This window comes from Chroococcus sp. FPU101 (assembly GCF_017312365.1).
Taxonomy (GTDB): Bacteria; Cyanobacteriota; Cyanobacteriia; order Cyanobacteriales; family Microcystaceae; genus Chroococcus.
The window spans coordinates 518108-539230 of record NZ_BLJI01000001.1 but is presented as its reverse complement, the minus strand read 5'-3'; the positions used below and the strand labels follow the sequence as shown (position 1 = coordinate 539230).

Below are 21123 nucleotides of genomic sequence, written 5' to 3'. Positions count from 1 at the left end.
ATCCTTTAGAATGCAAACTAATCGTTAGATTCTGTGTATTTATTTCTGGAAGATTATGGCTCGAAAAATGACATTGTGGTTAGTGTGGGTGGGATTTATCGCTTATGTGTTGTTTTTCGCACCACCCTTACACTTAGATCAAACATTAACGCTCTTAAAAAATATTCTGACATTTCAATTGACGGAGATTAATCCGATTATCCTTTCATTGTTTTCTCTAGTAGGGATTTGGATCTTTATTTATAGTGGTGTATTGTTCATTGATGGCAGAATACAGAAAATACCTTTTTGGCCATTTGCGATCGCTTCTCTTGGTTCGGGTGTATTAGGTCTTTTACCGTATTTAGCGACTCGTCAATCAAATCAAGAATTTTCAGGACAAAAGAATGCTTTATTGCATTTCTTGGATTCTCGTCTTTACGGAATTATGTTAACTCTAAGTACATTGATCATTCTTGGCTATAGTTTAGCCTTTGGGAATTGGGGAGATTTTGTAGAGCAGTTTTTGGGGGATCGCTTTATTAATGGTATGAGTTTGGCACTGGTGTTATTTTATCTTTTATTTCCGACCGTTGTAGGGGATGATATGGCGCGTCGTCATTGGTATCAACCGCAAGTCTTCTTAGCAGTCGTTTTCGTTCCGCTACTCGGTTCTCTTGCTTATCTTTGTCTACGTCCCCCACTATTTTCATCAACCAACCGTGAAAAAATCTTAATGGCTAATTAAAAAAGTGCTAAGTAGTATGAATTAACCCAACCTTGCATTCCATTAACTTGAGAATTTGGCCCGTTAATCACCTGTACATAGGCCCAGTTTCCTTGCTGTTCTAGGATTTGTACGACATTACCATTATTAAGACCTGCTAAGGAACGACCGTTAGGAGAATCTCGTAAAGCTAACTGTCCTTGTTTGAGTCCGACTACTCTAGCACGCTCGGTTGTGTTGTTCGAGCCTGATGCCGATTGTAAACGGATTTGGCTTTGATGAATGTAACCACCGCCACAATAATCGGTATAGTACCATTGTCCTTCTTTTTGATAGACATCAAGAGAAATTTTTTCGTTAACCGTACAAATAATCTCACCATTTGGACGGTTGCGGATATTAGTAGGAGGTGCAAAAACAGTAGCCGTTGATTGAGCCAAGACGGGAAAGGCGATAAAATTAGTGATGACCGATATGATGGAAGGTTTAAACATATTCCTTAAAAAAGATCTTTAAGTTGAAAGAAGATTTAGAATATTTGTTTCAGATACAGGTAAAGAAAACTTAAATGTACTGCCTTTACCTAACGCACTTTCAACAGTTAGATGACCATTTTGTAATTCTACCAAACGACGAGCGATCGACAAACCTAACCCACTTCCTCCAGAATAGCGAGAACGGGAGCGATCGGCACGCCAAAACTTTTCAAACACATAGGGTAAATCTTCTTGAGCAATACCAATACCTGTATCAATGACTGCGATCCAAACTTTTTGTTTTTCACGCCATGCTTTGAGAGTTATTGTACCTTTTTCAGTGTATCTTAAAGCATTTCCTAATAAATTAACTAAAACCTGTTCAGTTCGGTCAATATCAGCTAAAACCATAGGTAAATCAGCAGGACAGTCTAACTGTAACACGGGGCCGTCTTCTAAAAGTTGATCAGCAAATTTTTCGACTAAAGAATTAAGAATTGGTTTTAAATCAATGGATTGTAAATTAATTGATAGATATCCAGCCTCAGATTTCGATAATTCTTGTAAATCGTAGGTTAATCGTTCTAAACGTCTTGTTTCTTGTACCAAACGCCAATAAAGTTCAGGGTTTGCTTCAATTGAACCATCGGCTAATTCTTCTAAATATCCTCTGACAACTGTTAAAGGAGTTCTGAGTTCGTGAGTTAAATCACCAATTAATTCTCGTCGTTTTTTCTCTACATCTTCTAAACTTTTTGCCATGTAATTAAAACTAGACGCTAATTGATTAAACTCTGGAATATCACTACTTGCCATACGTTGATGTAAATTTCCTGCGGCGAATTCTTGAGTAATATCTTGCATCGCTTTAAATTGTTTCATCGTTTGACGGGAAGCAAAATAACTCAAAAATCCTGCGGTAGTTCCTCCGACAACACAAGCTAAAATTGCGCTACTATCCCAAGCAGTTTCAAAACCTCTAATTAAATAAGTTCTAGCTGAACGAACCGTATAAAAACCCTGCCTTTCTAATTGTTCTAGACGCAAAACAAACATTTTAGGAGAAGATAATTTAGCCATCGCTACAAAACTAATTAATCCCACCAGCATCACGAACAAGTGAGAAAAAAAGAAGCGAGTTCCTAAACTAAATTTTGGCATAGAAATTTTAGCTCATTTCATCTTCAAATTTATAACCCATACCCACCACCGTTTTGATATAAAACGGATGAGACGCATCTGGTTCAATTTTTTTGCGTAAACGTCGAATATGAGTATCAACCACGCGATCATCCCCAAAAAAGTCATTTCCCCACAATTGATCGATAAGTTGTGTGCGACTCCAAACCCGACTAGGATAGCTGACAAAGGTGGCTAATAACTTAAATTCTAACGTAGTTAATTCTAGGATTTCGGAGGTTTGTTCATCTAAATGACGAATTGCAGTATGTTGGTCTAAATCAACGGTAAAATGACGAGTTCGATAGACTTGATTTGTCGTGCCGCCATGTCGTAAACTCCGACGCAATAACGCTCTAACTCTAGCCACTAATTCTCTAGGACTAAAAGGTTTAACGAGATAATCATCCGCACCCGTTGATAAACCAATAATACGATCAATTTCTTCCCCTTTCGCAGTCAACATCAAAATATAGGGATCTTTGATGTTTGATTTTTGTCGAATGCGAGTACAAACCTCTAACCCATCGAGTTCAGGAAGCATTAAATCTAAAATAATCACATCGCTTTGATGCTGAGTGAATAAATCTAACGCTTGTAAACCCGTTTGAGCAATCATACAAGAAAAGTTTTCCCGTTCTAGGGTTTCTCGAATGAGTTGCGCGATCGCTGGCTCATCTTCTACGATCAAAACATTCATCGTTTTTACTGAGCATTAATAAATTCTAAATATGCGTTGCTTAGTTCTTTCACCGCTAATTCTAAAAATTGCTGACCGTGTTCGGGTGTCGCTAAAGCAGGATTCGATCCCATTCTACCATCGCTATAGTTACGACGAAAATCAGCCGCACCATAAATCGGATGACCTGATGCAACTGTTTCGGATAGAGGATAATCTTTAATTGCTTCGGGATAAATATATTGCGTCAGTGCGACTTCAGAAGGGGTAGCATGAGATCCTTCTTGATCTCCATAAAGTTCTTTAGCGAGTTGATACACCGAACGACACATAAACCAGTTCGCTAACTGACATCGCACTTCTATATTTAAACTGGATAAATGATCATATGTTTCGGAAAAAGCAGCTTTGACAGTTGCCATATTTCCCCCATGACCATTAATGAAAAAAAATCGCTCAAAACCCGCTTTAGCAAGACAGGTAATATATTCAGTAATCACTAAAATCAGGGTACTGGGTCGCAAACTCATTGAACCAGGAAAAGCGGTATGATGTAAAGCCATTCCTACATTAATCGTTGGCCCGACCAATGCTTGTGTTACGTCTCCGACACCTTTGGCCACTGCTTCTGCACAAATAGCATCCGTACCAATTAACCCAGTTGGGCCATGTTGTTCGGTTGAGCCAATGGGTATAATAATTCCTTTAGACTGTCCTAAATAGGACTCGACTTCTGTCCAAGTGCTTAAATGTAACAACATTATTGGTTTGAGCGATCGCCCTTATAATCGATGTAACTTTGAGTGGAGACAATAGACTCACTATAACAAACATTCTTAGACAAAAGATTGGATCGATAAATCCTTGAGCGTGATGCTATGACTCAGTTTTTGTTTTGTTGCAATAAAGTTAATCACTGTCTCGCAAGTCACCGCTACCGTCAACATCACCAAATTTCTCGCTAAGGGATAGTCACAGATATCATCATTGACATCTGAAGGAACTCGATAACTTTCATTCCAAATGATTTCAGCATAATCACTCGATAAACCCGTATGAAGACAAGAAATCGATTTACGTTCGCAGTGTTCTTTCACGATTCCTCTAGCTACACTATTATCAAAAGCATCGATGACTAAATTTCCCTTCAGTAAAGATGTAACACTTTCGAGGGTTAATTTATCGGTCACTGCAACAATTTTTACCCCAACTGCACGATACAGATGATTTGCGAGAATTTTTGCTTTAAAAGCTCCCACATCCGAACGATAATAAGGTTGGGTCGATAGGTTACGTTCTTCGATGCGATCGTAATCAATGACTTTTAACTGACTAAAACCTGAACGTGCTAAGTTTTCAGTAATATTAGCACCCAAAGCACCCGCACCACAAATCGCGATCGGATACTTTTCTACTTTTTTCATCAGTTCATTTGTACGATACAGTTGTTCATGAAAGAAAATAGTCATCGGTTAACGGTGTTCGATGACACCGACTAAAGATTGTAAGTCAAAATCTCGATCTTTTCCGCTTAGGCAAATTCCCGAACTAACAACAGTGAGATCATTTTTAGAAATAGCGCTGATATGATGTTCACTATCAGAAGTCATCCAGTTTACTATCCAATAATCCCCATTATCTTGAAATTCTTGTAAGTCACCTCCTCCGAGTTTTAGAGCATTTTTTAAAAGTCTTTCATCACTGTATTGCGTAAATCCTTCTTTTTTTTGAGTCACTAAGTCATAAACAGTTTTGATTTCTGGTGTCATTCCTTTAATCGATAGATTTTGAACAGTGACTAATTGTTTTAGAGAGGATTTAAGCTGATCAATAATTTTAAAATCACCTCTACGATCGACTTCTTCAAACCACCAAGTATGACCATCAAATCGAGCAATAATTTGTTCAAAGCGTCCCCCTTCTATCACAAGATGTACAGGAATCGGTTTAACTTTTCCTAAACGTTGTTTAACATCTGCTTTATTGACTGGATAAGCTAACCAAGTTTTACCCGAAAGACGATACGCTAACCGTAAACGAAATGAGGGAAAATAATCCAAATAATCTGAAATTTGCCATAAATCTGCTTGCTCAACCAGTTTGGCTATTTTCTCATTTTCAGCTTGAAAGATGCCCCATCCTTCAAAATTTTGAGGTTTAGGAGCAAATTTATAAATGATACCTGAGACTTTGGTTTTAACTTTTCCTCCCTTAACGCAAGGTGCAAAAAACTGAGTTTCTCGTAATTGGTTTTCTTGGGCTGCAATTTTTTCTAAAAGTTGACGGATATTAGACATATAGTGACTATTGATGAATTGCTCAAGGTTAGTTTAAAATCAATACATTATTACAATTTTATTAAATACCTAAATATGATCTTTATCATAATGTTGTAAGAACAGCTTTAATCAAAAATGGCTGGATAATTACGGATGATCCGTTTATAATCGAATTTAAGGGATTGCGCTTATATGCTGATTTAGGTGCTGAAAGACTTTTTACGGCTACCAAAGAGCAACAAAAAATTGTTGTTGAAATTAAAGTGTTTAATAGTTCATCATTCATCACAGAATTAGAAAAAGCAGTTGGACAGTATAGTATATATCGAACTTTCATACAGCGTATTCATCCTGATAGAAAAATTTACTTAGCTATTGCTAATGATATTTATTTAGACTTTTTTCAAAGGCCTACAATTCAAGAAATTATTTTAGATCACAAAATTAACTTATTAGTTTTTGACCAAAATTTAGAGGAGATTATTCAATGGATAAATTAAATACCTATCGAAAAGCTATTCAAAAAATTATTAAACATAAAGTTTATCAACCAAGTCATGGACAAATAGAAACTTTGGCAATTTGTGACTTTGAGAACGATAATTATATGCTCATGGATCTTGGATGGGATAATACAGGACGAGTTCATGCTGTTGTTTTTCATTTAAGAATTCAAAATGATAAAATTTGGATTGAATGGGATGGTTTAGAAAATGGAATAACTCAAGAATTGTTAGATTATGGAATTGCAAAAGAAGATATTGTTTTAGGATTCTATCGACCTGAAAGACGGGCTTTAACTGAGTTTGCTATTAATTAGTTTCAGATGAATCAAGCCATTTTGATATATGATAATATAAAGTTACAGACGATTAAAGAAAAAATAGCATGAAAACAGCATCTAATTTAACTTCTCAAATTCATAATGAACAGATAAAAGAGTCTAACTATAAACATTTAGGGATGACTCAAGAAGAACAAATAATGAAAAATCAAGCGGCACTCGATTTAATTCGCTCTTGGAAAAAGGAAACATTAACAGAAGATGAATTACAACAAGCACAGGATACATGGAATCAAGTCAAAAAAATAATTGATGAAAACCGTAGTTATCACTTATTTTCATAGTTAATGATCGTTTTTATAGATACAAGTATTTTAGGTCAGTTGTCTAATCCAAATCAATTATCAGAAATCGTTGAATGTCAGAACTGGTTTGAGCATTTGTTAGCGAGAGGTGTTTATTTTGTTACTTCTGAACTTTGTTTTTATGAATTGAAACGAAGTTTAATTTTAGCTGCTCAGACTGGATATTCTGCTAGAGGAATTAGTAAACTAGATGCACTAAGAAATGTTATTGATTTTCTTCCCGTTACTCAAGAGGTTGCGGAACTAGCGTCACAAATTTGGGCTAAAGCTCGTCAAGAAGGAACACCAACAGCAGATGAAAAAAATATTGATATAGATATTATCATAGCGGCTCATTGGCAGATTCTTAAAAAAGAGTTCCCAGGCAGGATGGTTATTATCAGTACAACAAATGTTAAACATCTTCGTTTATTTGCTGAAGCTTCCGAATGGCGTAACATCAGTTATTAGAGGGAAAGAGGTTCATATTTGCTCTTTCCCACATTTATTTTTACTTATCTTGCCGTACTGGTAAAGGCATCTCCATAATTTCCATCAACAACTCTAAACGAGAAGGACGAGTTAATAGAGGAACCAAGTTTGGTAAAGAATAGTAGTCACCCGCAAAAGTGAAAGTTTCTACAGGTAAATGTTCTTGTTTTAATTGTCGTTCTAACCAGTCATAACTGCTATCGACTCGAACAATTACAACATTAGGCATGACCGCAAATTCACGCGAGTAAGTTTTGTATACTTCTGTGAAGTAGGGTGCTGCATTTTCCCCTTCATCGGTTACGAGAATAATTTGATCAACGATTTGTTTTTTGCGTCGCATTATTTCTAATGCAGTACCGATACTTGTACCCCCATCTGCTTTAATATTTTGAAAAGCTTTTTCCCAGTCGGTTAAATCTTTTCCTGTCGCAGTCACAGGATAGGGAATAGTATCAAACGCATAGACAAATAATTCTGCTTCCGTAATCCCAGAGATCAACGCTGCTAACTGTTTACCTGTATTGATCGCTCGTTGCATTGAACCAGATTTATCGACAAATAAAGCAGTTGCACGAGTAATTGTACCCCGTTTTTTGACTTGTTCGTTGGTAATTTGTTCAAGTCTGGTAACGGTTTCCGTATCCAACTCAGTTACATCCGCAGCAACTTTCGCTTTGAATGCAGAAACACGATCGCTCTTTTTCGCTTCTTCTAGCTTACTATCAATGAGTTGTTTCACTTCAGGGTGATCCATTGCACCTTTAGTTTTGAGTGACTTTAGGTTATTGATCACCTCTTGCGGTGTCATACTATTGATCAAAGCTACCAAGATCGTCGGGGTAATTTGTTTAACTGCACCGACTGCAATCGTATAAGGAATGTCATACTCTACAATCATTCTCGCTTGATCTGCAGCTGTTTCTGCTTTCGCTAACAGTTTTAATGCAGCTAAAGGAGAACCTGCGGGGGGTTGTTCATGAAACAAGATGGCATTTGCACGTTCATCAGGTTTAATGTGCAGTGAAGCGTATAAATGTTTCATTGCATTTTTGGCCCGTAATACAGCACGATCGAACTGAGTCGGATTTTTTTCCCGTACTTTTAGATAACGAGTAACCGCAGTTTTAGCAGAACGAGGTAATTTACCTAGTGTTTGTTTCATGAAGTCTACCACACGAGCCACTTGATAGGGTGGGAACTCTTGTAGCATCATAAAACCTGCGTCACGGTGTTCGGTAAGAGAACTAGTTAACAAGTAGCTAACAAAGACCTCTTTGTGATCTCGTACATCCCCATTTCGTTGATACCAAATTGCTAAGTGTCCGTAGAATATTGGATCAAGTTCTACAATTAATTGGTGAATTTCTTTTACTTGCTCAAGCTTACGGTGAGGAGTCGTTAATAAGCTGTTGAGCATTTCTAAACGTAAGTCACGTTCTGCGGTATTCAATTAAGTAACCTCCATAATACCGTACAAGTCAGGGAAGCTCCCGCTATTAAGGTTCGGGACTGCCGCGTATTACTCCATACGCACCTATCGTTTTTGGTAGAGTATGTAAGCTTCCCCTATCAGGGTACGGAATAAACAGTATTTTTTTAGATGTTTTTTTAAAATCTCGATCGTGTAAGTTAAGAAAGCTGTTGTTTTATACGCAGGATTTGAACCTGCTACCAGTCGTTTATGAGACGAATGCTCTACCTAGATGAGCTAGTATGTAAGCTTTCTTGGTTGGGACACGATCAAGATGGTTTTAACCACCTCGCACAAGTTCAAAAAGCTGTTTTATACAGATTCAGTTTTTCAAGCTGAGTCTCGTTGCAAGAGATAAGTATGTAAGCTTTTTAGGTTGGGGTGCAATGTGATATTTTTTGAAAACGTCGTACAAGTTCGATTAGCTGTTATTTCAACTGCATTTATCCACTGTGCTACAAACCCTAACGGGTTCGGTGGGATTTGAACCCACGATAGTATGTAAGCTAATCTGGTTAGGGTACGATTTGATATTATTCTTGGACTTCACACAAGTTCGATTAGCAATTGATTTACCACTGCATTACCGCTTTGCTACAAACCCTAACGGGATTGATGGGACTTGAACCCACGATTTATAGTATGTATGCTAATCTGGTTAGGGTGCGAAGAATCAAACTTTATATCCGAGAAAGTTTTGCTTGAATCAGCTTAAGTTCTCGTTTGCTACACTGTCTTTTATGTGCTGCATAAACTTGTTTTTTATATTCATCATGTGCAACCTTAGAAGTCATAGGAACCTTGAGAACGACATCTGTCACTACTAAATCAGGTGTGAAATCTTCTAAGGTGATAACATACCAAATTTCATCGATTTTACGATACTGATGATAGTCATCAATCCAAATCAGATCATCTCGTTTTTTGGGTTTCTCGTCGGGACTAATAACCTTTTGTGCTAAACAAAGAATTTTGGTTTCAGGATGGACGTAGAATTCAGTATTAATAGGCCCGAAACAACCCAAATATCCTAGAGGATAACGACTAAAACGATTGTATTTCTTACGATACGGTACTCCGTCAATTATCTCGATATGAAGTTCGACATCACTCCACAGATGAGACAGAATATGTTGACCTGTTAGGGTATTCGGTTTAATCTCCTGACAAAGTTCGCTGTACACTTGATCCCAAGGTTGACCCACTTTAGAACGCAAGAAACGACGTAAAGGGTTCAAATGATCTGAAAGTGATTTAGTTTTATTTCTGACTTTAATCAAATAAGGTCTTAGTAAACCGTCTTCAGTTGCTTCTTTAGTGATTCTATCCAGTTCTTTTTTAACTCCCTTGAGTCTTCTGGAACTACATCTCATCCCACCTCTGGGACGTTCGATAACAATTTCTCCTAATCGATGTTCGCTCATATAACAAAAAATGAGGGGTTTTTAATTAGGGAGGTTCATAATTTAGTGCCTCCTGGTTGACTGCATTTCGGTAAACTAATTGTTTATTACATTTCATTTTTGTAGGCTCCTTTTTTAACCGTAAACTGCTTCAGGTCGGATGATAAAATCACCACTAGGACGACGATTGACTACATATGTATTCAATTGATCGGTATTGACTTCGAGATGTCTGGCGAGTCGTTCTTTAATAGCGCGATCGCTCATATTCTCTGCAATATTCACCTGTCTTTCATTCACATCAAAAGAACGGCCCTCAAAACGTACATGAATCATTGCGCTATCACCTCCATTCAAAATTTATTAAAGGGTTTCCACCTCGTGTAAGTCAGAACAGCTAGTTACTTTTAATCTCCAAGATTAGCGGAGATTGTAGGAATCGAACCTACTACGGCGTTAACCGAACAACCAGTATGTAAGCTTGATCGAGTTAGGACACGCTGTAGAAACTGGATTAGAGGTTTGTTTTCCTCATGTTTTATAATATACTACAAATAATACAGTCGTGTCAATACCATACTACAAAAAGATTTTTGAAGCAGATATGGTATAATTGTACTTAACTGCATAAACAACGATCTATAATTCTCTTTCGTTCGCTACACCCCCTAAATAAACTTCCTCTACAAAGCACTTTAAGCAGTCTGTAACCCATTTGTGTTAGAATTTTTGAGGATTTTGTCTTTGATAAGGCAGATAAAGAATATCAGCCAATTTATAGGAAACTCTATGACCAGTAATTACGGTGCAGAACAGATACAAGTCCTAGAAGGATTAGACCCCGTTCGTAAGCGTCCTGGGATGTATATTGGGACAACAGGCCCCAGAGGACTGCATCACCTCGTCTATGAAGTTGTTGATAATGCAATTGATGAAGCATTAGCGGGATATTGTGACCACATCGAAGTCGAGATTAATGCTGATGGTTCTGTCACTGTAACCGATAATGGGCGCGGAATTCCCACCGATATTCACCCCACCACTGGAAAATCAGCATTAGAAACCGTTTTAACCGTTCTCCACGCTGGCGGTAAATTTGGCGGTGATAGTGGATATAAAGTATCTGGAGGACTACACGGGGTTGGAGTTTCCGTCGTTAACGCTTTATCTGAATGGGTAGAAGTAACGGTATGGCGCGATAAAAAAGTTCATACTCAACGCTTTGAACGAGGCGTACCCATCGGTGAACTACAGTCAAAACCCGATCACGAAACTCGTACTGGAACAAGAGTATCTTTTCTTCCTGATACTCAGATCTTTACAGGTGGCATTGAATTTGACTACAGTACCCTTTCAGGAAGACTGAGAGAACTGGCTTATCTTAATGCTGGTGTTAAGATGACTTTTACTGATCATCGACCTGATGAACCTCATGAAGAAGTCTATTTCTATGAAGGGGGAATTCGTCAGTATGTCGAGTATATGTGTCGAGAAAAAGAAGCACTACACAAAGACATTATATATGTATCAGGAGAGCGCAACGGGATTCAGATTGAAGTCGCCTTACAGTGGTGCATTGATGCCTACAGTGATAACTTATTAGGGTTTGCGAATAATATCCGTACCATTGACGGAGGAACTCACCTAGAAGGATTAAAAGCCGTACTGACTCGTACTTTTAATAACTTAGCCCGCAAACGCAACAAAATAAAAGAAAATGAACCCAATCTAAGCGGAGAGAATATTAGAGAAGGGTTAACGGGGGTTATTTCCGTCAAAGTACCCGAACCTGAATTTGAGGGACAAACCAAAACCAAACTCGGCAATACCGAAGTTAGAGGACTTGTTGATTCAATGGTGGGGGAAAAACTCAACGAATTCTTAGAATTTAACCTCCCCATTGGTGACTCAATTCTTGAAAAAGCCATCCAAGCATTCAAAGCAGCAGAAGCAGCAAGACGCGCTAGAGATTTAGTTCGTAGAAAATCTGTTTTAGAATCATCACCTCTACCTGGAAAATTAGCTGATTGTAGTTCCAGAGATCCCAGAGAATCCGAAATCTACCTCGTAGAAGGCGATTCGGCGGGCGGTTCGGCAAAACAAGGACGTGACAGAAAATTTCAGGCCATTCTTCCATTAAGAGGAAAAATCCTGAATATTGAGAAGACAGATGATGCTAAAATCTACAAAAATAACGAAGTACAATCGTTAATTACTGCTCTTGGATTAGGGATCAAAGGTGAAGAATTTGACCCCTCTCAATTACGATATCACCGCATCGTTATAATGACTGACGCTGATGTAGATGGTTCTCACATCAGAACTCTTTTACTTACCTTTTTCTATCGCTATCAACGTGAATTAGTGGATCAAGGTTACATTTATATTGCTTGTCCTCCACTCTATAAATTAGAACGAGGAAAGAATCATTATTACTGTTACAGTGAGCGAGAATTGCAACAAAAAATAGCTGAATTCCCCGCAAATGCTAATTACACGATTCAACGGTTTAAAGGGTTAGGTGAAATGATGCCCGAACAACTATGGGATACAACGATGAACCCAGAAACCCGAACGATGAAACGAGTCGAGATCGAAGACGCAGCCAAAGCAGAAGAGTTATTTACAATTCTAATGGGCGATCGCGTTGCCCCACGACGAGAATTTATCGAAACACATGGAGCGAGAATGAATTTGACTGATCTCGACATCTAAATGTGTTATTTTGTCAAATGCGGCTAGGATAACTAATTCTGGTCGCATTTTTTCGTTAAATGTTGCATCATTAGAGAACAGATATCAGTCGCTTTAATCGCTGTGGATTGAAGAAATTCTTGTTGTGTAATACAAATCGGCCATTCTTCAGAAAAAGAACTAACACAACCATGAGATCCTCGTATTAAAGAGGCATCCAAAGGAATCACATCCATCAAAGTCCGAAAACCAAGCCGTTTTTTAGCTAGAATAGTCCCAATTTTGAGTTTAGGAAATTTAATCAGAGGATCAATTAGAAGTTCAACAGGATCATAACCAGGTTTACGATGGATATCTACAGTTCGAGCAAAATCTGGAGCTTTTGTATCATCTAACCAGTAATAATAAGTAAACCACGCATCGTCTTGAGCGATCGCTAATAATTCTCCAGAACGAGGATGATCTAAACCATAAGTTTTTTTATTTGATTCATCTAATACTTGTGCGACACCTTGAGCATTTTCTAGCAAATCATAAACCTTCGGGATATAGTCTGGATCATTAATATAAATGTGGGCAATTTGGTGATCAGCGACTGCAAAAGCGATACTGGCACCTGCATCTAGATATTCTAGTCCCAACTCCTCACGCACTTTAAGTAAGCCATTCTCGCGTAACAGACGATTTAGATGAACGGGTTGAGAAACAGGAGTAATACCATATTCAGAAAGAACAATTACCTGAGTATTACGCTGTTCATAAAAATTAATGATATCCAAACAAAGAGTCTCAATATCTGCTAAATCTTGTTGTATTTGTTGTAAATCAGTGCCATAGCGTTGTAAACAGTAATCGAGGTGAGGTAAATAAACTAATGTTAAAGTAGGGCTGTAACGTTGCTCGATCCATTTAGCAGAATCTGCGATCCACTGACTTGATTTAATAGACGTATTCGGGCCCCAAAAATTAAATAGCGGAAATTGACCGAGTTCATCTTGAATTAATGAGCGTACTTGAGTTGGTTGGGTAGAAATATCAGGAATTTTTCGACCATCGGCGGGATACATCGGGCGCGGCGTAATCGCATAATCCACCGAAGAATACATATTGTACCACCAAAAAAGATTCGCACAGGTAAATGTCGGATCGATAGATTTCGCCATTTCCCAAATCTTAGGAGACTGGATCAATTTATTGGACTGTCGCCAAAACTTGATTTCACATTCATCTCGAAAATACCATCCATTACCGACTATTCCATGTTCTGATGGCAATTTTCCAGTCAGATAAGTCGCTTGTACTGAACAAGTCACGGCGGGTAAAATAGGTTCAATCTTTGCCACTTGTCCGCGAGATGCCCAACGAGAAAGTAACGGCATCTGTTCAAGCAAACTAGAAGTTAATCCAACTACGTTTAGAACAACAGTTTTTTGCATATTATCGTTCAATACTTTGTAACGCAAATTTTTTCGTTTCCATGATTTCTGACATTTTCTGTAAAACCCAGCGATATTCCCGTTCAATAGAAGTAAATAAATCTAGCTTCATCGGTGCAGGTAAAACATCCCAAGTGTAGGTTTCAATTTCTAAATGACAACAAGTCGAGAAAGTTTCTAAAAGTTGTAGAACCTCAATAATGTGATCTTGAGTGGATTGTAAAAGTTGATAGTTTTCGATAAAAATAGGAACATGAAAATGAGTACGCCATTCACGAGCAGGCGATCGCTCTAATTCTAATAGGGCAACGATGAGATCTCGATATCGATGTAGGGTACCATCTGCCCGTTGTTCGATGACTTGATGTAAATAAGTTGATTCAGCAAAGGGGCGTAACCGTTCGCGGATCTGATAGCGAGCGCTCTTGGTTAAATCTACCTTGACGGCTGCACTAAGCTGGATCTTACCGATGTTAATTCCAAGGGCTTGAAACCGTCGAAAAACTGTAGCAGGATCTTCATATTCAACTGCAAAGTGACAGGTATCGTAACAAATCCGAATATGTTTTCGTAGGAGATCTTCAGCTTGTGAAAAACTAATTCCACGATTGAAAGCTAGATATTTTTTCCCAATTGGCCATAACCAATCTTTAAAATAATCAATGACCTCTGTCCCATTTTCTAATAATCCATCAGGTTCTGGCTCTAAATCTAAGTGCAGTACTTTTCCCGTTTCCTGCTCAATATGGCTCATTTGTGCCGTTAATTGAGCCAAATTAAGGGTACTAGCAGTCAGAAGCTTTCCGAGAGCTACTTGATTATCATGCCACCAAGGTTTATAAGATAATGGTAAAGTCGAGATGCTCCCCTCAAGTCCTTCTGGTAATAGAACAGAGAGAATTTTAAGTAAGCGTTGGGTATAATTCAAACGATCTTGCTCAAACCAATCGGGTGCATAAACTTGATCTTTGATGATAGAGTAATGGAAATTACCATAGGGAAAACCATTAAGGGTAAAGACGTATAAATCTTGCTCGGCTAACCAGCACTGAAATCGTTCTAAGTGATTTTGTGTCAACAGTTCCCGCGCTGAACGATCTGAAAGTCTTAAACCAACACCAAACGGTGCATTAGGAGAAAGTCGCGCTTTGAGGGATGGTAGATATTGTTCTAAATTAGCGTAGACTTGTGACCAAGTTTCACCCGCATGAACATTAGTGCAGTAGGTTAAATGAAGATTCGATCGGCATTAATTTTCATATGATTTCGGCAAGTAGTAGATTAATGGTGAGTTTGTTCACTGGTTGTATATCGGTCAATTTCTGGTGCTTCTTGTAAAAGAGCGATCGCTTGTTTGTACAGACTCAGATCAACCTCATGGATCTCTATTCCCTTGCCAATTTTTTCTAGCACAGTGATCGTTAACTCTCCTCCTAAATGTTCACGAAATTGTGCTAATCCCTGAAAAAGACACCTAGCAGGATTGAGATCATGATTGATTAATTCAGGGACAAATAAACTAAATCCAATGTTTTTGAGCGTATTAATAATTTTTTGCCATTGGGAATAGGAAATCTTACGCGCAAGATAAGAATAGGTACTCTCTAGGGCAATACCAATAGCAACCGCTTCTCCATGACGCAAACGATAATCGGTCAAATGTTCTAAGCGATGGGCTGCCCAATGACCAAAATCGAGGGGGCGCGAGGAACCAGTTTCAAAAGGATCACCACTATTAGCAATGTGTTCTAAATGAAGTTGAGCGCAACGATAAATAATCTGCTGTATCACTTTTTTGTCTCGGCTGACAATTGCATCGGTATGAGTACTAATATACTGAAAAAAATCAGCGTCTTTAATTAAAGCGACTTTGACCGCCTCCGCAACACCCGATCGCCAATCTCGCTCATCTAGAGTTGTTAGGAAATGAAAGTCATTGATCACCGCATAGGGAGCGGCAAACGTCCCTAAAAAATTCTTTTTACCAAAAGCATTAATGCCATTTTTAACCCCAATTCCTGAATCATCTTGTCCTAAAACAGTAGTAGGAATACGAATCAAGCGAATTCCTCGATGGGCAGTCGCGGCGGCATATCCCACCATGTCGAGCATTGCGCCCCCACCGATCGCTAAGATATAGGAATGACGGCACAATTGAACCCGATCAATTAGAGAATGAAGACTTTGAATCGATTTGGGTTCATTTTTGGCGGCTTCTCCACCTGTAACGACGAGAGGAAAGGTACACAACTGAATGGAATCATTATACCAATCGGTGTAAAGTTGAATGTTTTCAAGTAATTTGGGATGATGACGCACTACTCCAGAATCGACAATAGCGATCGCTTTACGGGGGGATAACCTACCGTCTGCTGCTACTATTTGAGCCAATAAAGGATTATCTAAATCGAATAAGCGTTCGGTAAAATGAACGTTGTAGTGAAAAGTGACGGGGACTTGTTGCTTAATTATCGGAAATGATAAAGAAGCTTGACTGGTTTGCTCAATACTAATTGTCATAATTAATTAAGTGACTGAAAATAAACGGGCTAAAGCGAAAGAAATAGGGAGTAAACTGAGTATCAGAAGGCCTAGTAATACATTTGTAAAACCTGATCCCAAGGTCGCATCTAAAAGGATCAAAGAAATTACGCCTATTTTGACCGCATGACGGATGATGTCTGGTTGAGGATTGATAGTTGCTTTATACCAAGCGGGGAACACTCGTATCGCCAACAAAACCCAAAAGGGTAAAACTGCCAAAAATGTATAGTTAGGTGTCCAAGAGAGAGCTAGTAAACTTATCAGTACAATGCCAAATAGAACTAGAGCGATCGCACCTGTCTTAGATTTCCCACCTGCTACCTCACCGCGACTGATGGTAGTTACAGCAGCGATATAAATGATTGGAATTAAAGCAAGATACCAACGTTGGCTAAATAGAAGCGGAACTGCACTAACGCCTAACAGTAAATTACAACCCCGACAAAGCCCCATGTTCAAAGGCCCTAGTAAAGAATGGTGTTTACTAAAGCGATCGTAAATTAGAGCCAAAACCGCAATCGATAGAGCTAAAATTAGGCTGAGTCGAGAAACTTGGGCGGCGGCTAAAACTCCCATTCCTAAAAGCAGACAGCCGAGTAAAGTTACTGTTGTTATGGAAATGCGATCGCTTGGTATTGGTCGTTCAGGACGTTCAATCTTGTCGAGTTGGGCATCGCAGACATCATTAAAGACCACTCCACCCCCATAAAGACCTGTCGTTGCCAGCAGTAACCAGACTAAAAAGGTGGAATGAGCGAAAACGGCACCTGATACCGTATAACCCGCTAGAATATCGGCCCATGCTGTGACGATATTAGCAGGGCGCATCAGTTGTAAACAGGCTAACAGGTAATCTGGGAGTTTAAAGGATAGTTTTTGAATTAAAATTTGCATACGTTTCTTTTTCGTGTTTCTACTCAATCAAAACGGGATGGCGAGGGGTTTCTGTAACAGGTTTTTGTCCTCGTAAGACCGAGTTACCGCTAAATAACTGTCTTTGATCGACAGGTGAGGGGTTTAACCAGTCCGTTTCTTTCATCTGTCCACTTTGACTGTATGCAGCAAGAGCATTTCCATAACAAACCGCTTGTACTGTGGTTCGAGGGATACCGCGTTCTAACATTAATTGCGCCGTTTTCGGTACAGCTAGGGGATCGCTGATACCCCAGTCAGCACTGCTATCGACAATAATGCGATCGCTACCATATTGGCGCACGATCTCAACCATCCTTGCATTGCCCATTTTGGTATTAGGATAAATGGTGAAAGCTGTCCAAAAACCCCGATCTAAAACTTCTTTAACGGTTTCTTCGTTGTTGTGATCGATAATAACCTGTGTTGGTTTTAGACCATGTTCGAGACAAACATCCATGCTGCGACTTGTACCCGCTTTCTTGTCGCGGTGCGGTGTATGAACTAACACTAAAAGATCCATCTCTTTAGCGAGTTCTAGTTGCAAACGAAAATATTTATCTTCAGCAGGGGTCATGTCATCATAACCAATTTCTCCGATCGCCACTACTCCATCTTTACAGACATAGAGGGGTAACAGTTCCATGACGGCTTCTGCTAAGGCTTCATTATTCGCTTCTTTTGAGTTTAAGCCAATGGTACAGTAATGACGGATGCCAAATTGTCCAGAGCGAAATCGTTCCCAACCAATCAAGCTATTAAAATAATCTTGGAAAGAACCGACATTAGTGCGAGGTTGTCCTAACCAGAAAGCAGGTTCGATGACTGCTACAATGCCTGCATCTCGCATTGCTTGATAGTCATCGGTGGTACGGGAAGACATATGGATATGGGGATCGATATACATCATAAGCTTGAGATAGGATAGGTAATGAATGACAAATTTAAAGGCTTTTTACAAGGTCATTTTTTAGACGATGCTGTATTCGTCGATCTTTGTTGGATGACCTGATTGTTCGACAAGTTGCCAGAGTTGAGGAGGGACACTCCTGTTAGCCGAGCGACGTTCTTGGGCATAATCGAGTAACATAGAAACCAAGCTAGGATTGACTCTTTCATTAAGTCCTTGGATTAACTCAAGAGGACTCCCGACAAATAGAGCTTTTAAAATCATTTGATTCCAAGCAAGGTTATCAAAATACTCGGCAGGATAGGGATTATGTAAAGCCACTGCATCTACTACCGTCGTCATATTTGAGCGCACTCCCTCCGCCGCCTGCAAGCGAAACTGTTCGGGATAGGATAATAAAGGTAAGGCTTGATAGAGGGCGATCAATTCTTCTAGATCAGCAGTAGCAAAAAGTTTCTTGATCGTGTTTAAATAAAAGTTTTGGTTTTCATCTGGCAACGAAAGAATTAAAAAAATTCGTGCCGTTTGAGCAACACTCCAATGACGAGGACACCAGCCAGAACGAAGGGTTTTGATAGTTTCCCAGTCTTGAGAAAGTAACATCAAATCGTCTTTATTAGCATGGCGAGATACTGCACTAAAAGCACCCCACAGCACTCGCTCTGATGCGCCGTTTATAATTTGTTGACTTTTTTGATTAAGCCATTCCCAATTTTCTCGCTCTAGCTGTCGGTAAAGCAAATGATTGAGCAGAGTAATGATATTTGTTTGTTGTTTATTCATTATCATTAAAGATAAGCAATGCCAAATGAGTAAAAGAAGCTTCAATTAACAACGAGCGCATAAATATTAATCTCATGTATTAAAAAATTAAGGACTTAATTGTTAAGTGTATGTCTTACATAGATTGATTTGCACGGTTTTCATTTTTGAAAAAATGTTCATTTAGTAACCCGTCAAACCTCTTTTTTTTAACATTTACTTCATAGATTTTTGTTCTAGAATTAGTAGAATTAATCTAGAGTAATACAACATAGTTGATACTCAACTATTAAAAAAATAGTGAGCAGTAAATTAGTATTTATCTATGTACAATAGTTTATCTACTATATTTCTTAAGAGACAAGCATTATTTTTCTTTTAAGAATGAACATTTTTTGGATTTTATGAAAAAATTAAAATAGCTTGATCGATTCTAATTTTTTTCAATTATTTTAATTGAGGACACATTTACTCAATATAAGTACGTGAGCATAATTAAACGCACAAACAACGAGGGGACGTGGTTGGGCTTTAATCTATGCCTATGAGTCATGTATGATTAAATTGTATTCTACTAAAAGACAGATGTTTTTGAAGTGGCTTATTGGTTAATCAAATCAGAACCCGATGTTTATAGTATTGATGATTTACGGAGCGATCGTCAAACGATTTGGGATGGAGTCCGCAACTATCAAGCGAGAAATTTTTTACGCCAGATGAATAAAGATGATTTCGGATTTTTCTATCATTCTAATGTTTCGCCTCCTGGGATAGTGGGTTTAGTCAAAGTCGTAGAAAGTAATATCATTGACCCTACTCAGTTCGCTCCTGATAGTCCTTATTATGATCCTAAATCATTTTTAGACACGCCTCGTTGGTTTACGGTAAAGATGGAGTTTGTCGAAGCGTTTACGAAGATGATTTCTCTGGAATTATTAAAACAAAAATTCAACCCTGATGAACTTTGGGTGGTGAGAAAGGGGAATCGTTTGTCGGTGATGCCTGTAGAATTAGAAGTAGCTCAGAGAATCCTATCTTTAAAATAATTACGATCGCTGTTGCAATTCGTGATAGGCTTCATAAACACCTTGGACGTTATACCAATTCAAGAAGACTCGTGCTATCTCTAATGCAAGTTGGGGTTTACCCATATCGATAAGCCATTGTAAAAAAGGTGCCATCGTTTTTTCGTTTAATCTTCCACCGACGGAGAGAACTCCCCACAAAATACGATGTATCCAGGTCATTTGTATCATTAAACGGACATCCCAAGTTGGGTGTTTTTCATAAAAAAGAACTCCCATTCGTCCCCGTTGGATTTCTTTATCGATTAAATTGGGGATTTGTTCTAATTTAAAGGGAGGATGCCAGTGATAGCCCACCGCTTCGGGACATTTGATTAATTGAAGTCCAAGTTTTTTTAATCTCACACCCAATTCTAAATCTTCCCAGCCATACAATTGAAAGCGTGTATCGAAGTGTCCTGCTTTTTCTAGCCATTTTCGGGCAATAGCAACATTTCCAGTAGCAAAATAAGCCCTCGAATAATCGGTAATTTTATAGGGTTCAGAAGTTGGATCATCAAAATTACAGGTATTAATGACCCAACCATAGGTAAAAATGCGATCGTTCCCTTGTTCTAATTCCCCTTTGACTAAAGCATCGGCGTGAGACTGGAGAAATTTTTCAGTAACGACCAAATCACTATCGATAAAGATAATCGTATCACCTGTGGCTTTGTCTACTCCTAAATTACGGGCGGCGGCGGGGCCTTGATGATTTTGCTCAAATACTTTAACGTGGGGGTATTCTTGTTTTGAGTTGGCTAACCAATTGAGGGTATCATCCGTTGAACCATCATCGACTACGACGACTTCATAACCTTGTACTTTCTCCTCACTGAGTTGTTGATTTTCTAAGGCTTTGAGACATTTTTCTAAAATCGGTTTACGGTTATAAGTCGGAATGACAACGCTAAAAAACACAGTTTTCTAAGAGTAGAGATTGAACAGTTCTAGGTTAACATTCAAGCGCGATTCTGGTGTGGGG

General features: G+C 38.6%; 22 protein-coding genes, 2 tRNA genes and 1 pseudogene. 7 read left to right on the top strand and 18 right to left on the bottom strand.

Features of this window, described 5'->3' with window-relative positions; translation table 11 throughout:
- Window positions 1-55 precede the first annotated feature (55 nt).
- Entirely contained in the window at window positions 56-727 is a 672-nt protein-coding gene (locus tag CFPU101_RS02335) for a hypothetical protein (protein WP_242577723.1), read from the top strand.
- Here the strand turns inward: CFPU101_RS02335 and CFPU101_RS02330 are convergent.
- The 6 genes from CFPU101_RS02330 to CFPU101_RS02305 form a co-directional block, all read right to left on the bottom strand.
- Window positions 724-1200: an SH3 domain-containing protein gene (locus CFPU101_RS02330; RefSeq protein ID WP_206813700.1), complete on the bottom strand. Its 477-nt coding sequence runs from the start codon at window positions 1198-1200 to the stop codon at window positions 724-726. The genes CFPU101_RS02335 and CFPU101_RS02330 overlap by 4 nt on opposite strands.
- A gap of 18 nt (window positions 1201-1218) precedes the next feature.
- The gene (locus tag CFPU101_RS02325; protein WP_206813762.1) at window positions 1219-2349 is read right to left on the bottom strand and encodes a cell wall metabolism sensor histidine kinase WalK; all 1131 of its coding nucleotides are present in this window, start codon (window positions 2347-2349) and stop codon (window positions 1219-1221) included.
- A gap of 1 nt (window position 2350) precedes the next feature.
- Window positions 2351-3061 (bottom strand): response regulator, encoded by a 711-nt coding sequence (locus CFPU101_RS02320; RefSeq protein WP_206813699.1) that lies wholly within the window; start codon window positions 3059-3061, stop codon window positions 2351-2353.
- A 5-nt stretch (window positions 3062-3066) separates the two neighbouring features.
- Window positions 3067-3801, bottom strand: coding sequence for a creatininase family protein (locus CFPU101_RS02315; RefSeq protein ID WP_206813698.1), 735 nt, complete (start codon window positions 3799-3801; stop codon window positions 3067-3069).
- A 75-nt stretch (window positions 3802-3876) separates the two neighbouring features.
- Window positions 3877-4509, bottom strand: a complete 633-nt coding sequence (locus CFPU101_RS02310) for a ThiF family adenylyltransferase (RefSeq protein WP_206813697.1) — start codon at window positions 4507-4509, stop codon at window positions 3877-3879.
- A gap of 3 nt (window positions 4510-4512) precedes the next feature.
- Complete coding sequence (locus tag CFPU101_RS02305; RefSeq protein WP_206813696.1) at window positions 4513-5337, bottom strand: hypothetical protein; 825 nt, start codon at window positions 5335-5337, stop codon at window positions 4513-4515.
- Between the two features lie 65 nt (window positions 5338-5402).
- Between CFPU101_RS02305 and CFPU101_RS02300 the strand changes: the two genes are divergently transcribed.
- From CFPU101_RS02300 to CFPU101_RS02285, 4 genes are all read left to right on the top strand, one after another.
- The gene (locus CFPU101_RS02300) at window positions 5403-5819 is read left to right on the top strand and encodes a XisH family protein (RefSeq protein WP_206813761.1); all 417 of its coding nucleotides are present in this window, start codon (window positions 5403-5405) and stop codon (window positions 5817-5819) included.
- Complete coding sequence (locus CFPU101_RS02295) at window positions 5807-6139, top strand: XisI protein (protein ID WP_206813695.1); 333 nt, start codon at window positions 5807-5809, stop codon at window positions 6137-6139. Before CFPU101_RS02300 ends, CFPU101_RS02295 begins: the two co-directional genes overlap by 13 nt.
- A gap of 68 nt (window positions 6140-6207) precedes the next feature.
- Complete coding sequence (locus tag CFPU101_RS02290; RefSeq protein WP_206813694.1) at window positions 6208-6447, top strand: hypothetical protein; 240 nt, start codon at window positions 6208-6210, stop codon at window positions 6445-6447.
- 3 nt (window positions 6448-6450) lie between these two features.
- Window positions 6451-6918: a type II toxin-antitoxin system VapC family toxin gene (locus tag CFPU101_RS02285; RefSeq protein ID WP_206813693.1), complete on the top strand. Its 468-nt coding sequence runs from the start codon at window positions 6451-6453 to the stop codon at window positions 6916-6918.
- 40 nt (window positions 6919-6958) lie between these two features.
- Here the strand turns inward: CFPU101_RS02285 and CFPU101_RS02280 are convergent, their stop codons facing one another.
- The 5 genes from CFPU101_RS02280 to CFPU101_RS02260 form a co-directional block, all read right to left on the bottom strand.
- Window positions 6959-8392 (bottom strand): hypothetical protein, encoded by a 1434-nt coding sequence (locus CFPU101_RS02280; protein WP_206813692.1) that lies wholly within the window; start codon window positions 8390-8392, stop codon window positions 6959-6961.
- A 196-nt stretch (window positions 8393-8588) separates the two neighbouring features.
- Window positions 8589-8658, bottom strand: a tRNA-Met gene (locus tag CFPU101_RS02275).
- A gap of 223 nt (window positions 8659-8881) precedes the next feature.
- Window positions 8882-9017: transfer RNA gene (locus CFPU101_RS02270), tRNA-OTHER, on the bottom strand.
- Window positions 9018-9093: 76 nt separating this feature from the next.
- Window positions 9094-9837: a hypothetical protein gene (locus CFPU101_RS02265; RefSeq protein ID WP_206813691.1), complete on the bottom strand. Its 744-nt coding sequence runs from the start codon at window positions 9835-9837 to the stop codon at window positions 9094-9096.
- Between the two features lie 114 nt (window positions 9838-9951).
- Entirely contained in the window at window positions 9952-10152 is a 201-nt protein-coding gene (locus CFPU101_RS02260) for a hypothetical protein (protein WP_206813690.1), read from the bottom strand.
- Between the two features lie 453 nt (window positions 10153-10605).
- On the opposite strand from CFPU101_RS02260, the gene gyrB reads away from it, so the two are divergent.
- A complete protein-coding gene (gene gyrB, locus CFPU101_RS02255; RefSeq protein ID WP_206813689.1) occupies window positions 10606-12531 on the top strand; it encodes a DNA topoisomerase (ATP-hydrolyzing) subunit B in 1926 nt (641 codons plus the stop codon).
- Window positions 12532-12563: 32 nt separating this feature from the next.
- Here the strand turns inward: gyrB and CFPU101_RS02250 are convergent, their stop codons facing one another.
- The 6 genes and pseudogenes from CFPU101_RS02250 to CFPU101_RS02225 all read right to left on the bottom strand — a co-directional run bounded on the left by CFPU101_RS02250 (window position 12564) and on the right by CFPU101_RS02225 (window position 19095).
- Window positions 12564-13946, bottom strand: a complete 1383-nt coding sequence (locus CFPU101_RS02250; protein ID WP_206813688.1) for an alkaline phosphatase family protein — start codon at window positions 13944-13946, stop codon at window positions 12564-12566.
- 1 nt (window position 13947) lies between these two features.
- A pseudogene (gene eboE / locus CFPU101_RS02245) lies at window positions 13948-15165 on the bottom strand (metabolite traffic protein EboE); the annotation flags it as partial.
- 62 nt (window positions 15166-15227) lie between these two features.
- Window positions 15228-16466 (bottom strand): 3-dehydroquinate synthase, encoded by a 1239-nt coding sequence (locus tag CFPU101_RS02240; protein ID WP_206813687.1) that lies wholly within the window; start codon window positions 16464-16466, stop codon window positions 15228-15230.
- A gap of 6 nt (window positions 16467-16472) precedes the next feature.
- Entirely contained in the window at window positions 16473-17384 is a 912-nt protein-coding gene (gene eboC / locus CFPU101_RS02235) for a UbiA-like protein EboC (RefSeq protein ID WP_206813686.1), read from the bottom strand.
- Between the two features lie 19 nt (window positions 17385-17403).
- Window positions 17404-18312 carry a TatD family hydrolase gene (locus CFPU101_RS02230; protein WP_206813685.1) on the bottom strand — a complete coding sequence of 303 codons (909 nt, stop codon included), beginning with the start codon at window positions 18310-18312 and terminating at the stop codon, window positions 17404-17406.
- A 60-nt stretch (window positions 18313-18372) separates the two neighbouring features.
- Window positions 18373-19095, bottom strand: a complete 723-nt coding sequence (locus CFPU101_RS02225; protein ID WP_242577722.1) for an EboA family metabolite traffic protein — start codon at window positions 19093-19095, stop codon at window positions 18373-18375.
- 575 nt (window positions 19096-19670) lie between these two features.
- Here CFPU101_RS02225 and CFPU101_RS02220 point away from each other — a divergent pair.
- The gene (locus CFPU101_RS02220) at window positions 19671-20120 is read left to right on the top strand and encodes an EVE domain-containing protein (RefSeq protein ID WP_206813683.1); all 450 of its coding nucleotides are present in this window, start codon (window positions 19671-19673) and stop codon (window positions 20118-20120) included.
- Here the strand turns inward: CFPU101_RS02220 and CFPU101_RS02215 are convergent, their stop codons facing one another.
- The gene (locus CFPU101_RS02215; RefSeq protein ID WP_206813682.1) at window positions 20121-21059 is read right to left on the bottom strand and encodes a glycosyltransferase family 2 protein; all 939 of its coding nucleotides are present in this window, start codon (window positions 21057-21059) and stop codon (window positions 20121-20123) included. It abuts the gene before it with no gap.
- Between the last annotated feature and the right edge of the window lie 64 nt (window positions 21060-21123).